Genomic DNA, 13,876 nt, shown 5'->3' on the forward strand with positions numbered 1-13,876 from the left:
AGCCGGTGCGCCAAGTGCCGGACGCCAGGCGCAGGGTGCGCCCGGTCCGCATCGGGCGCCGCCCGGACTCACTTCTGACGGTGTGCCACCTCGGCTGCCCCGGTGCGCGGGATCCTCCCGTCCGGGCCCGCCGCCGTATGCCCAGTCCCCGCTTGGCCTCTCTTGCCCCCGGGGTGGATCTCCTCCGCGCGGGTGCCGGTGCCCCCGGCCTTCGGTCCGCCGCTGGTCCCTGGCGCCCCGAGCCGGTGTCCAGCTCGCGAGATTGCACACAATCGGTCGTGTCTATTCGAGCGAGATGGGGCTATGGTGCCTGCATAGAGGCAACGAGGCCTCGATCGGCAGCCAAAGTTGTGTACAAGTCGGCGACGGTTGCTCGATGTGCGTGATGTGGGCGAGAGGTGGACATCCCATGGCTGACGACCAGCAGAGCGACCGCCGGCAGGCGGCTGCCCAAGGGCCATTGGCGGGGGTACGGGTCGTCGAGACGGGCTCGCTCATCGCGGGGCCGTTCTGCGGACAGCTGCTCGGCGACTTCGGGGCCGAAGTGATCAAGGCGGAGGATCCCGGCAACGGCGACCCGATGCGCCAGTGGGGGAGCAACCTCCCGCAGGGCCTCTCCCTGACCTGGCCGATCATCGCCCGCAACAAGAAGTCGATCACCTGCGACCTCCGCAGGCCCGAAGGGCAGCAGTTGCTGCGGGACCTGCTCGCGACGGCCGACGTGTTCATCGAGAACTTCCGGCCGGGCACCCTGGAGCGATGGGGACTCGGACCCGCGGAACTCGCCGAGCTCAACCCCCGGCTCGTGGTCACCCGGGTCACCGGCTACGGCCAGGACGGGCCCTACTCCCGGCGCGCCGGATTCGGTTCCATCGGCGAGGCGATGGGCGGCCTGCGCCACATCACCGGGGAGCCCGACCGCGCACCCAGCCGCACCGGCATCTCGATCGGCGACTCGCTCGCCGGCACGTTCGCCGCGCTCGGCACCGTGATGGCCCTGTTCTCCCGTGAGCACACCGGGCGGGGCCAGGTCGTCGACTCCGCGATCTACGAGGCCGTACTGGCGATGATGGAGTCGATCCTTCCGGAATGGGAGATCGGCGGATCGCGGCGCGAGCGCACCGGGTCGGTGCTGCCGGGCGTCTCGCCCAGCAACGTGTATCCGACCCGCGACGGCTCGGCCGTCCTCATCGCCGCCAACAGGGACACGGTCTTCAACCGGCTGGCCGAGCTGATGGGCAAGCCGGAGTGGGGGACCGACGAGCGGTTCGGGACGCACGCCGCCCGCGGTGAGCACCAGGCCGAGCTCGACAAGCTGGTGGCCGAGTGGACCCAGGGGCAGGACTCCGAAGCGTTGCTCGACCTGCTGCACGAGAGCGGGGTGCCGGCCGGACTGACCTACACCGCCCAGGACATGTTCGCCGACCCGCACTTCGAGGCCAGGAAGACGATCGTCCGGCTGATGCACGACAAGCTGGGCTCGTTCCCGATGCAGAACGTCGCCCCCAGGCTGTCCGGGACGCCCGGCTCGGTGCAGACGCTCGGGCCGGAACTGGGACAGCACAACGACGAGGTGTACGGCGGAATCCTCGGCCTCGACATCGCGGCCCGTGCCCTCCTGCGCGACCAGGGCGTCATCTAGTGCCGCGACAGGCAACGTTCGCCCCGTCGCGACTCCCGGCACGCTCCCCCAAGCTCTTCGAGCAGGGGGCACCCCCACTCGCCGCACCGGCCGAAAGCCCAAGTACATCCAGTACGAGGACTTCCGGCCGGCACACCGAGAGCACGCTCCCCCAAGCTCTCGGCTTCGCTCGAGCAGGGGGGACCCCCATGGCGCCGCTCCTTGACGGGCAAACATTGCCTGCCGCGGCACTAGCGGTTCGGCCGCAGTTCCCGGGCAACGAAGAGGAGACACCCCGTGAGCGTCAGAATCTGTGAAGTGGGTCCGCGTGACGGACTCCAGAACGAACCCGAACACCTGAGCCCGCGACAGCGCGCGGACTTCGTCGACCGGCTGTCCGCCACCGGCGTCGACCGCATCGAGATCGCCAGCTTCGTCAACCCCGCCCGCGTGCCGCAGATGGCCGGGGCGGAAGAGGTCTGCGCCGCGGTGGAACCCGTCGACGGCGTCGGTCTCGCGGCGCTGGTACTCAACAAGCGCGGGTACACGCGACTGGCGGAGACCCGGTGCGTAGAGGCGCGTATGGCCTTCTGCGTCACCGAGACCTTCAACGAGCGCAACCAGGGCCGCAGTGTCGAGCAGTCGATCGCGGAGGCGGCCGACATCGTCGCGGCGGCCCACGCGGACGGCCGCAGGGCCGGCGTCACGCTGGCCGCGTCGTTCGGCTGCCCGTTCGAGGGAGCCGTCGATCCCGGCCGGGTGCTGGCCATCGCCGAGCGGGTCGCCGCCACCGGCGCCGACGAGCTCGTCTTCGCCGACACCATCGGCGTCGGGGTTCCCCGGCAGGTGACCCGGCTGCTCACCGGCGCGGCAGGGCTCGGCATCCCGCTCGGCCTGCATCTGCACAACACGCGCAACACCGGATACGCCAACGCCTACGCGGGCATGGAGGCCGGCGTGTCGGTCCTGGACAGTTCCGTCGCGGGCATCGGCGGCTGCCCCTTCGCGCCGAAGGCGACCGGTAACATCGCCACCGAGGACCTCGTCTACCTGCTCGAAGGGCAGGGCGTGGACACCGGCATCGATCTCGACGCGCTGTTGTCCACCGCAGCGTGGATCACGGAGGTCCTCGGCAGGCCGCTGCCGGGACAGCTGCTGCGTGCCGGACGGTTCCCCGCGCCCGCGCGATGACCCTGCGGGACGGTCGGGCGGCGGTGCCCGGTCGCGCCCTGGTTCATGGCGCCGTACCAGGAGCGGAAACGATGACGAAGCCGTCGGTGAGGGTCTACGAGGACCTGCGCAGGAGCATCCTGACCGGATCCCACCCGTCCGGCGCGTGGCTGCGTGAGGAGAACATCGCGACCACCTACGAGGTGAGCCGCACTCCCGTACGCGAGGCGCTGCGCCGGCTGGAGGCCGACGGGCTCATCACGCTGCACCCCAACCGCGGCGCGCAGGTCACCGGATTCGACGCCGCCGATCTCGACGACGTCTTCAGCCTGCGGGCGCTGCTGGAGGGCTACGCCGCGCGACGTGCGGCGGAACGCGACGCCTCGGAGGCCGAGCGCGAGGAACTGCGCGCGCTGTGCGACGCCATGGACGAGGCGGCGCGCGTCGGGGGCGACGACGCCGACGACCGCATCACCGAACTCAACATGCGCTTCCATCGCACGCTGCACCGGGCGGCCGGCAACGCGCTGCTGCCCGGGATCCTGTCCGGGGTCATCGAGATCTCCCTCGTGCGGCACACGTTCCACAACTACTCCCCGGAGGAGATGGAGCGCAGTCTGCGCCAGCACCGTGAGCTGGTCGACGCGCTCACCGCCCGGGACGGGATGTGGGCGCAGTCGGTCATGACGGCGCACGTGCTGTCCGCGCGGGCGTCCCTGAGCCGGCACAAGGACGGCCGGTAGTCCGAGGAGCGACCGGGAACGCGTGTCGTTCCCCGGGCCGGCGGGGCGCGCGGCAGTGCCACCCGCCGGGCGCGACCGCCCGACGGTGAGCGACGGGCCCGATGCGCCTCGGGAGAGTGCCGGGGCCTGCTCCGGCGTACCGCCCCAAGATGCCCCCAGGGGTGCCGGGGCCTGCTTCGGCATGCCGTCCGACGGGGGAGTCGAGGGCCCGGTCCCACGCGCTGTCCGCAGCCGTGCCGATGGCCCGTACGGGCCGTGGACCAGCGGATTCATCCGCCATGGCCCACTCGGGACGAAGCCGTGAGGCGCCTTCCGCAGCAGTAGTGATTCAGGTCTGTACGAACCGGAGGGCGCTGTGTTTACATGCCTGTACCGACCGGACGGTACAACGAGGTGCGACGACTGGAGGTGGTCATGAGCGGGCCTCTCGACGGGGTTCGGGTGGTGGAGATCGCCGGGGTCGGCCCCGCTCCGTTCGCCGCGATGCTGCTGGCGGACATGGGCGCCGAGGTGATCCGGGTCGACCGGGTGGACGCCATTGAGCAGTCGCCCGGGATGGACGACCCCCGGTTCCGCATCCCCGAGCGCAGCCGCCTCTCCGTGGCCGTGGACCTGAAGTCCCCCGAGGGTGCGGAGATCGTGCTCCGCCTCGCCGGGACCGCCGACGCGATGGTCGAGGGCTTCCGTCCGGGCGTCGCCGAACGGCTCGGCATCGGGCCGGACGAGTGCCGGGCCCGCAACCCGCGCCTGGTGTACGGGCGGATGACCGGCTGGGGGCAGCAGGGCCCGCTCTCGGGCCGTGCCGGCCACGACATCAACTTCATCTCGGTCGCGGGAGCGCTGCACCCCGTCGGTCTCGCCGGGCAGCCGCCCGTACCGCCGGTGAACCTGGTCGGCGAGGGCGGCGGCGGGATGCTGCTGGCCTACGGGATCGTCTGCGCGCTGCTGGAGGCCCGCCTGTCGGGCGCCGGGCAGGTCGTGGACGCGGGCATCGTCGACGGAGCGGCCGTGCTGCTGTCGACGATGCTCGGGATGCGGGCCGCCGGCACCTGGAACACGGAACGCGGCACCAACACGCTCGACTCGGGTGCTCCCTTCTACGGCACCTACCGCTGTGCCGACGGGGAGTACGTGGCCGTCGGAGCCGCCGAGCGGCACTTCTTCGACCGCCTCCTCGAGACGCTCGGCGTCGCCGACGACCCGAGGGCGGCCGGAAACCGGCTGGACCCCGGGCGCTGGGATGCGATGAAGGAGTGCATCGCCGAGGCGTTCGCCGCCAGGTCACGTGCCGAATGGATGGCGGTGTTCGACGATGTGGACGCCTGCGTCACCCCGGTCCTCTCGCTCGACGAGGTCGCCGGCCACCCGCACAACCGTGCGCGCGGCACGTTCCTGGACATCGAGGGGGTGGTGCATCCCGCCGCTGCCCCCCGCTTCAGCCGCACCCGGACCGCGGCACCGCGTCCCCCCGCCGCACCGGGCCGGGACTCCGCCGACGTGCTGCGCGCGGCGGGCTACACCCACCAGCAGATCACCGGATTCGTCGAGAGGCGCGTGGTCGTGTGCCAGGACCGCACCGCCGGCCCGGTCATCGACCGCACAGGAGGAAGAACGCCATGCTGATCAGTGACGTGCTGCGTCGCAACGCGATGCGGACACCGGACAAGAACGCGCTCGTCATGGCGGACGGTTCGGGCTCCCGCACCTATGCCGAGCTGTACGAGCGGGCGATGCGCCTCGCGAACGCGCTCCTCGGCATCGCCTCGCGGGGCGACCGGATCGCGATCCTGTCCGAGAACAACCCCGAGTACGTCGAGGCCTACTACGGCGTTCCCGCCGTGGGCATGACGCTGACCATGCTCAACTACCGTCTGCACCCGAAGGAATGGGTGTGGATCCTCAACAACTCCGGTGCCCGGGTCGTCCTGGTCGAGCAGCGCTACCTGGAGGCGCTCGAAGAGCACCGCGGTGATCTGGAGACGGTCGAGCACTTCATCGTGATCGGCGAGTCCCGGCCGGACGCGCGCAGTTACGAGGACCTCGTCGCCGAGGGGCGGCCGACCGAACCCGAGGTGCGGGTCGGCGACGACGAGGTCGCCTGGCTGCTCTACACCAGCGGCACCACCGGATTCCCCAAGGGGGCCCAGCTCACCCACCGCAACATCAACACCGCGCTGATCCAGTCGGTGCTCGCCTACGAGCCCACGCCGGACACCAGCTATCTGAACGCGATGCCGCTGTGCCACGTCGCCGGCTACCTCACGCCGATGCACCAGTTCAACGGCGGCTCCGTGCTGATGATGTCCGGATGGGACCCGGAGCAGTGGATGCGGCTCGTCCAGGAGCACCGGGTCACCAGTGGCGGCTTCGCCCCGACGATGATGTCGATGCTGCTCGCCCACCCCAAGATCGACGAGTACGACCTCAGCAGTCTGGAGTGGATGGGCTACGGCGCCTCCAAGATCCCCGTCGACGTGCTGCGGCGGACGATCGAGCGGTTCGGCCCGATCGTGTACGCGGGTATGGGCATGACCGAGCTGGCCGGGAACATGCTGACCCTCGACAAGGCGGCCCACATCCGGGCCGCCAACGGCGAGGAGCACCTGCTCGACGCGGTCGGCAAGCCGATGGCCCTGGTGGACGTGCGCGTCGTGCGGCCCGACGGCGAGGACTGCGAGGTCGGCGAGGTGGGCGAGATCGTCGTCCAGGGCGACCAGGTCACCATCGGGTACCACGGCAGTCCCAAGGCGACCGAGGAAGCCTGGGCCGGCGGCTGGTTCCACACCGGCGACCTCGCCCGCAAGGACGAGGAGGGCTTCCTCTACATCGTCGACCGGGCCAAGGACATGATCATCTCCGGTGGCGAGAACGTCTACTCCAGCGAGGTCGAGAACGCCCTCTACGAGCACCCGGCGGTCGCCGAGGCCGCGGTCATCGGCCTTCCGGACCCGGTCTGGGGCGAGAAGGTGGCCGCCGTCGTGGTCCGCAGGGAGGGCCAGGAGGTCTCGGAGGACGACATCGTGGCGCAGTGCCGTAGCCGGCTCGCCTCGTACAAGCAGCCGCGCGCGGTGTTCTTCGCGGACAACCTGCCGAAGACGGTCAGCGGCAAGATCCGCAAGAACGACCTGCGGGACCGGTTCGCCACCGGGGAGTGACTTCCGTGGCGGGGAGCCACTCCACAGGGGTGATCCCCGCTCCGGGAACGGCCCGAGGGCACGGTCCTCGGGCCGGACGGCCAGACCAGCAACGCGTTCACCAGGAGCTGTACCGAAAGGACGGTTGGCCATGGAAAGAACCGAAGAGTCCGCGGTGCCCGGCCAGGACATACGCCCGCCGCGGCGGGCCCTCTCGCGCCGGTCGCTGATCGGACGGATGACGGCGGTGACCGCGGGTGCCTCGGGCGCCGCGGTGCTCGGCCCGGCGGGTGTGGCGGCGGCCGCCGGCCCGGCCCGGCGCCGGAAGCCGAAGGTGACCGTCCTCGCGACCGGGCTGAGGTTCCCCGAGGGGCCCGTCGCGCTCCCGAACGGTGACGTACTCGTCGTCGAGGTACTGCGCGGGACGCTGACCCGGGTCACCCCGGACGGCACCACCTCGGTGGTGGCCGAGCTGGGCGGCGGCCCCAACGGCGCGGCCCTGGGCCCCGACGGCCGGGTCTACGTCACCAACAACGGTGGCCTGAACGGCTTCGAGGTCGGTGGGTTCACCTTCGCCGGCGGCACACCCGCCGGTTACGTCACCGGCAGCATCCAGGTGGTCGACCTCGCCGACGGGTCGGTGCGGACGCTCTACACCGAGGCCGACGGGCAGCGGCTGCGCGGCCCGAACGACCTGGTCTTCGACGCCCACGGCGGCTTCTACTTCACCGACTACGGCAAGACCGGCACGACCACCGTCGACCGGGGGCGGCTCTTCTACGCCACCGCCGACGGCACGTCGATCCGCAAGGTGGCCGACGGGATGGACGGCCCCAACGGCATCGGGCTCTCGCCGGACGGCAAGCGGCTCTACGTCTCCGAGACGTACACCGCGCGGGTCTGGTGGTGGGAGGTCACGGCCCCCGGAGTCATCAGGGGCGGGCTGTCGCTGGCCGGTTCCGGCGGCGGCAACTTCCTGTACACGGCGCCGGACTACACGAACTTCGACTCGCTCGGCGTCGAGGCCGGGGGGAACGTCTGCGTGGCGTCGATGATCCACGCGGGCATCTCCGTGGTGAGCCCGAAGGGCCACCTCGTGGAATTCGTCGACATCAATGTCGGCGACGATCCCGGAATCACCAATATCTGCTGGGGAGGAAAGCACCTGAGCACCGCGTTCATCACCGCATCCAGCACCGGAAAACTACTGAAGGTGGGATGGCCGCGGCCGGGCCTGGCACTGCGCTGAAGGCCCGACGGAAAAAAGAGACGACATCTGCCGGACAGAACATCCCGCGAAAGGAAAGCACATGAATGTCACCACTCTCGCCACCGGACTGAAGTTCCCCGAGGGGCCCGTCGCGCTCCCGAACGGTGACGTGCTCGTCGTCGAGGTCCTCGGCGGAAAGCTGACCCGGGTCACCCCGGACGGCACCACCTCGGTGGTGGCCGAGCTGGGCGGCGGCCCCAACGGCGCGGCCCTGGGCCCCGACGGCCGGGTCTACGTCACCAACAACGGCGGCATGATGGGCTTCGAGGTCGCCGGCTTCACCTGGGCCGTCGGCATAGCCCCGGACTACGTCACCGGCAGCGTCCAGGCGGTCGACCTCACGGACGGTTCCGTGGAGACGCTCTACACCGAGTGCGACGGACAGCAGCTGCGCAGCGCCAGCGACCTGGTCTTCGACGCCCACGGCGGCTTCTACTTCACCGACTACGGCAAGAGCGACGGGGTCACGGGCGACAAGGGACGGCTGTTCTACGCGACCGCCGACGGGACCTCGATCAAGCTGCTCACCGGCGGGATGGACGGCCCGAACGGCATCGGCCTCTCGCCCGACGGCACGCGGCTGTACGTCAACGAGACCTTCACCGCGCGCGTGTGGTGGTGGGAGATCACCGCGCCGGGCGAGATCAAGGGCGGTCTGTCCATGGGCGGCTCCGGCGGCGGCAACTTCCTGTACACCGCGCCCGACCACACGAACTTCGACGGGCTCGGCATCGAGGCCGGCGGCAACCTCTGCGTGGCGTCGATGGTCCACACCGGCATCTCCGTGGTCAGCCCGGAGGGCGAACTGGTGGAGTTCGTCGACATCGACGTCGACAACGACCCGGGCCTGACCAACATCTGCTGGGGCGGCGAGGGCCTGCGGACCGCCTACATCACCATGGCCAGCACCGGACAGCTGGTCAAGGTGGACTGGCCGCGACCGGGCCTGTCCCTCAACTACGGCCCCACCGGCGAGCCGGAGGGCGAGCAGGCATGAGCGCGGGCGTCTCCGCCCTCGCCGACCGGTTCTTCGCCGCGGTCTCCCGTGGGGATCTCGCGGAACTGGACGAGCTGTACAGCCCGGACGTGGCCGTCTGGCACAACTACGACGACGTGGAACAGACGCGCGCGGAAAGCCTGCGGCTGCTCTCCTGGCTCGCCGCCAAGGCCGGCCCGCTGCGTTACGTGGACGTGCGGCGGACGGTTCTGGACGACGGATTCGTACAGCAGCACGTCATCGAACTCGGCGGCCGGTGCGAGGGAATTCGTATGCCCGCCATGCTCCGGGTCTTCTGCGACGACCGGCGCATTCGCCGGATCGAGGAATACGTCGACCCGGGCCCGCTGAACGCGCGCCTGGCGGCCTCGGGCCATTGACGAGAAGGCCGGTCCGTATCCGCCCGAGGAGCGGCCGGCGGTGACCCAGCACACCATTGACGGGAACACCTGACCAGATTACTGTACCGATCAGTCGGTACGGCGGATCAGTACCGGGGCGCCGGATGCCAGAACATCCGGCGCCCCGGACCAAGACGGGAGCGGTAAGTGGAGTCATTCACCCATCTGCGGAAAGGCACGACGCCCCGCAGGATCCACGCGGACCTCGAAGGTCTCAAGGACGACGAGCTCGGCCGTGGCGGGTTCGAGGGCCGCACGGCGCACCTCTACCGACGTCACGACCCCACCCAGTACCGCAGCGTGGGACCGCTGACCGGCGTCGACATCGCCGCGAGCGCGCTGACCCCCACCGACAAGAACGACCCGAGCGGCGCGCCACTGCTGATGTTCAGCAACGCCGACTGCCGGATCTCGCTGAGCATGCGCTCCGAGCCCATGCCGTTCTACGTACGCAACGTCGACGGCGACGAACTGCACTTCGTGCACCAGGGCACCGGAACCTTCGTCACCGAGTTCGGCTCGCTCGCCTACCGGCCCGGCGACTACGTGTACCTCCCCAAGGCGACCACCTACCGCCAGGTCCCCGACGAGGGCGGCAGCTGCGTCCTGGTCGTCGAGGCGGTGGACGAGTTCCGCGTCCCGCCGGCGGGCGTCCTCGGCCGGCACTTCCCCTTCGACAGCGCGCTCGTCGTGATTCCTGAGGCCGCCGTGGTCGAGGACGACGGGCGCGACGAGTACGAGGTACGGCTGTACCACTCCGGTCAGCAGACCTCGATCTTCTACCCGCACGACCCGTGCGACGCCGAAGGCTGGCGGGGCGACAACTTCCCCTTCACCTTCAACATCGACGACTACAACGTGATCACCTCCGAGAGCGTGCACCTGCCGCCCACCGTGCACCTGTTCATGCAGGCCACCGGCGTGTACGTGATGAACTTCCTGCCCAGGGCCGCCGAGAGCGTGCCGGGGACCGAGCGCTACCCGTGGTACCACCGCAACGTCGACTTCGACGAGATCGCCTTCTTCCACGGAGGCAACGTCTTCGGGATCGACCTGCCGCCCGGCATCGTCTCGCACGCCCCCCAGGGCACGCACCACGGGGCCCCGGAAAAGGCCCGCGAACGCTCCCGGCGCCGCTTCGACAGGGACACCCGGGTGGGATGGAAGATCATCGCCGTCGACACCCGGCGGCGGCTGGTGCCCAGCGAGGCGGTCCTCACCGCGGCGGCCGAAGCGGGCCCCGCAGACCCGGAGATCCAGATATGAGCACGGAAGCCAAGAAGCACGCCTACGACCGCATCCCCTACCTGGTGATGTTCGAGGACACCTCGGCCTACCGCGACACCTACGGCGGACCGAGCGAGATGGTCGCCCTGGAGAGCTACCTCCTGAAGCCGAAGGAGGTCGAGTCCGACACCGTCATCGTGTTCATGCACCCGATCGGCGGCGGCGCCTACCTGCCGATGATGAACGGCCTCGCCCGCGCCGGCCACCACGTCATCTACTGCGGCAGCCGCTACCGGGGCGTCGACAACGCCCTGATCATGGAGAAGGTGGTGCAGGACCTCGGGGCGTGCGTCCGCGACGCCCGCGAGCGGCTCGGCTACGCCAAGGTCGTGCTGGCCGGCTGGAGCGGTGGCGGCTCGCTGTCGCTGTACTACCAGCAGCAGGCGCAGAACCCGACCGTCACGGCCACCCCGGCCGGCGACGGACCGGACCTGACCCGCTGTGACCTGACCCCGGCCGACGGCATCATGCTGCTCGCGGCCCACGTCAGCAGGCACGGCACCATGACCGAGTGGCTGGACGCCTCCGTCCTGGACGAGACCGACCCCGACGTCCGCGACCCCGAACTCGACCTGTACGACCCGAAGAACCCGAACCAGCCGCCGTACACCGCGGAGTTCGTCGAGCGCTACCGGGCCGCGCAGATCGCCCGCAACCGCAGGATCACCGCCTGGGTCAAGACGCAGCTCGCCGAACTGCGCGAATCCGGCCGCGAGTTGGAAGAGCGCGGCTTCGTGGTGCACGGCACGATGGCCGACCCGCGCTGGCTCGACCCCGCCGTCGACCCCAGCGACCGCGCCCCGGGCTGCTACCTGGGCGACCCCAAGGTCGTCAACAACGGCCCGGTCGGCCTGGCCCGGTTCAACACCCTGCGCGGCTGGCTCTCCCAGTGGAGCTACGACGACGCCAACGGCGACGGCGTGAAGTGCGCCGCTGACCTGGAGATCCCCACCCTGGTGATCGGCAACAGCGCCGACGACGCGTGCACCCCGAGCCACACTCAGCGTCTCTTCGACGCGGTCGGCCACCCGGACAAGACCCTGCACATCGTCAAGGGCGCCACGCACTACTACGCCGGAGCGGACCAGCGTCCCCAGCTGGCCGAAGCCATCGGCGTCATCACCGGCTGGATGGCCGAGCGCGGCTTCGCCCCGTCCGCCTGACCCCCGTCAGCCGTGACCGCCGCCATCAGCCCCGTCACCCGTGACCCCCGGCGCCGTCAGCCCCGTACCCCACCGACCGCACACCCCGCGTGTCCCGGTCGTCCCCGAAAAGGTCTCCCATGCCCGAAGCAGTAATCGTCGAGGCGGTCCGCACCGCCTCGGGCAAGCGCCACGGCTCCCTGTCCGGCTGGCACCCCGCGGAGCTCGCCGCGCAGACCCTGATCGCGCTCCAGGAGCGCAGCGGCATCGACCCCGCCATCATCGATGACGTGATCATGGGCTGCGTCACCCAGAACGGTCCCCAGAGCACCAACGTCGGCCGGACCGCCGTCCTGGCCGCGGGCTGGCCCGAGACCGTGCCCGCCACGACCATCGACCGGCAGTGCGGCTCCTCCCAGCAGGCCGTCCACTTCGCCGCCCAGGCGATCATGGCCGGCACCTGCGACGTGGTCGTCGCGGCCGGCCTGGAGTGCATGTCCACCGTGCCGATGTTCTCCAACGCCCCCGGCGGCGACATCCGCGCCGTCTACGGAGAGGCCGCGCACCAGCGCTACGCCGACCGCGAGGCGTACGGAGCCAGCGGTCTCGTCCCGCAGGGCATCTCCGCCGAGCTCGTGGTCGACCGGTGGAAGCTGACCCGCGAGGAACTGGACGCCTACGGGCTGCAGAGTCACCAGCGCGCCGCCGCCGCCCGCGACGAAGGCCGCTTCGACCGGGAGATCGTCCCGGTGCAGCGCAGGGTGCGCGACCGCGAGACCGGCGAGGTCACCGAGCCCGGCGACACCCTGCTCGCCGACGAGTGCATCCGCGACACCTCCGCCGAGGCACTGGCCGGCCTCAAGCCCTCCTTCGTCCCCGAGGGGCGCGTGACCGCGGGCAACTCCTCGCAGATCGTCGACGGCGCGGCCGCCGTCCTGATCATGAGCGCGGACAAGGCACGCGAGCTGGGCCTGCGCCCCCGCGCGGTCATCCGCCACATGACCGTGACCGGCTCGGACCCGGTGGAGATGCTGACCGGCCCGATCCCGGCGACCCAGCGGGTCCTCGCGCGGTCCGGTATGAGCCTGGACGACATCGACCTCTTCGAGGTCAACGAGGCCTTCGCCTCCGTCGTCCTCGCCTGGCAGCGAGAACTGGGCGCCGACCCGGCCAAGGTCAACGTCAACGGCGGCGGCATCTCGCTGGGTCACCCCCTCGGTGCCTCCGGCGCCAAGCTGATGGTCACCATGCTGCACGAACTGGAGCGCACCGGCGGCCGGTTCGGCCTCCAGACCATGTGCGAGGGCGGCGGCATGGCCAACGCCACCGTCATCGAGAGGCTGTCGTGACCCCGGGGGCCCACGTCATCGACCTGAGCGGCAAGGTCGCCGTCGTGACCGGGGCCTCCAGCGGACTCGGACGCCGGTTCGCCCTGACACTGGCTGCGGCCGGAGCGACCGTGGTCGCGGCGGCCCGCCGCACCGACCTCCTGGAGTCGCTGGCCGCCGAGGACGACCGGATCGTGGCCCACCGGTGCGACATCACCGACGAGGACGACTGCGCGGCCCTGATCGCCCGCGCCGAGCAGCTCGGCGGCGTGGACATCCTGGTCAACAACGCCGGCTGGGCCGACGCGCTGCCCGCACTGGAGCAGCCCGTCGCCTCGTTCCGCAAGACCCTCGACATCGATGTGACCGCGCTGTTCCAGCTCAGCGTGCTCGCCGCGAAGTCCATGACGGAGCGCGGCGGCGGGGCGATCGTCAACATCGCCTCCGTCCTCGGGCTCGTCGCCTCGGCCCCCGTCCCCCAGTCGGCCTACGGCGCCGCGAAGGGGGCCGTCATCAGCCTCACCCGGCATCTGGCCGCCGAATGGGCCCCTTCCGGGGTACGCGTCAACGCCATCGCGCCGGGCTGGTTCCCCAGCGAACTGACCGCCGAGATGCTGGCCGACGAGTCGGCGAGCCGCTGGATCAGGCGCAACACCCCCATGGGCCGCCCCGGGCGGCCCGAAGAGCTCGACGGAGCACTGCTGCTTCTCGCCGGCCCCGGCGGAAGCTTCATCACCGGACAGACCCTCGCGGTCGACGGCGGATGGACCGCACGATGAGAGA

12 protein-coding genes are annotated in these 13,876 nt (G+C 70.7%); all 12 read left to right on the forward strand.

What is annotated here, in order from left to right:
• Positions 1–409: 409 nt before the first annotated feature.
• The 12 genes from OG410_RS35610 (at position 410) to OG410_RS35665 (ending at position 13,872) form a co-directional block, all read left to right on the forward strand.
• A complete protein-coding gene (locus OG410_RS35610; protein ID WP_329302901.1) occupies positions 410–1,642 on the forward strand; it encodes a CaiB/BaiF CoA transferase family protein in 1,233 nt (410 codons plus the stop codon).
• 276 nt (positions 1,643–1,918) lie between these two features.
• A complete protein-coding gene (locus OG410_RS35615) occupies positions 1,919–2,812 on the forward strand; it encodes a hydroxymethylglutaryl-CoA lyase (protein ID WP_329302902.1) in 894 nt (297 codons plus the stop codon).
• Between the two features lie 71 nt (positions 2,813–2,883).
• Complete coding sequence (locus OG410_RS35620; RefSeq protein ID WP_329302903.1) at positions 2,884–3,534, forward strand: GntR family transcriptional regulator; 651 nt, start codon at positions 2,884–2,886, stop codon at positions 3,532–3,534.
• 414 nt (positions 3,535–3,948) lie between these two features.
• A complete protein-coding gene (locus OG410_RS35625; RefSeq protein ID WP_329302904.1) occupies positions 3,949–5,157 on the forward strand; it encodes a CaiB/BaiF CoA transferase family protein in 1,209 nt (402 codons plus the stop codon).
• Entirely contained in the window at positions 5,151–6,689 is a 1,539-nt protein-coding gene (locus OG410_RS35630; RefSeq protein ID WP_329302905.1) for a class I adenylate-forming enzyme family protein, read from the forward strand. Before OG410_RS35625 ends, OG410_RS35630 begins: the two co-directional genes overlap by 7 nt.
• A 130-nt stretch (positions 6,690–6,819) precedes the next feature.
• Entirely contained in the window at positions 6,820–7,917 is a 1,098-nt protein-coding gene (locus tag OG410_RS35635; RefSeq protein WP_329302906.1) for an SMP-30/gluconolactonase/LRE family protein, read from the forward strand.
• A 61-nt stretch (positions 7,918–7,978) separates the two neighbouring features.
• Positions 7,979–8,935, forward strand: coding sequence for an SMP-30/gluconolactonase/LRE family protein (locus OG410_RS35640; protein WP_329302907.1), 957 nt, complete (start codon positions 7,979–7,981; stop codon positions 8,933–8,935).
• Entirely contained in the window at positions 8,932–9,315 is a 384-nt protein-coding gene (locus OG410_RS35645; protein ID WP_329302908.1) for a nuclear transport factor 2 family protein, read from the forward strand. The genes OG410_RS35640 and OG410_RS35645 overlap by 4 nt, the downstream gene beginning before the upstream one ends.
• Positions 9,316–9,483: 168 nt before the next feature.
• Complete coding sequence (locus OG410_RS35650) at positions 9,484–10,602, forward strand: homogentisate 1,2-dioxygenase (RefSeq protein WP_329302909.1); 1,119 nt, start codon at positions 9,484–9,486, stop codon at positions 10,600–10,602.
• Entirely contained in the window at positions 10,599–11,786 is a 1,188-nt protein-coding gene (locus tag OG410_RS35655) for an alpha/beta hydrolase (protein WP_329302910.1), read from the forward strand. The genes OG410_RS35650 and OG410_RS35655 overlap by 4 nt, the downstream gene beginning before the upstream one ends.
• A 119-nt stretch (positions 11,787–11,905) precedes the next feature.
• Complete coding sequence (locus OG410_RS35660) at positions 11,906–13,114, forward strand: thiolase family protein (RefSeq protein ID WP_329302911.1); 1,209 nt, start codon at positions 11,906–11,908, stop codon at positions 13,112–13,114.
• Positions 13,111–13,872: an SDR family NAD(P)-dependent oxidoreductase gene (locus tag OG410_RS35665; RefSeq protein WP_328445706.1), complete on the forward strand. Its 762-nt coding sequence runs from the start codon at positions 13,111–13,113 to the stop codon at positions 13,870–13,872. Before OG410_RS35660 ends, OG410_RS35665 begins: the two co-directional genes overlap by 4 nt.
• The last annotated feature ends 4 nt before the right edge of the window (positions 13,873–13,876 follow it).

It is taken from the genome of Streptomyces sp. NBC_00659, from assembly GCF_036226925.1.
Taxonomy (GTDB): domain Bacteria; phylum Actinomycetota; class Actinomycetes; order Streptomycetales; family Streptomycetaceae; genus Streptomyces.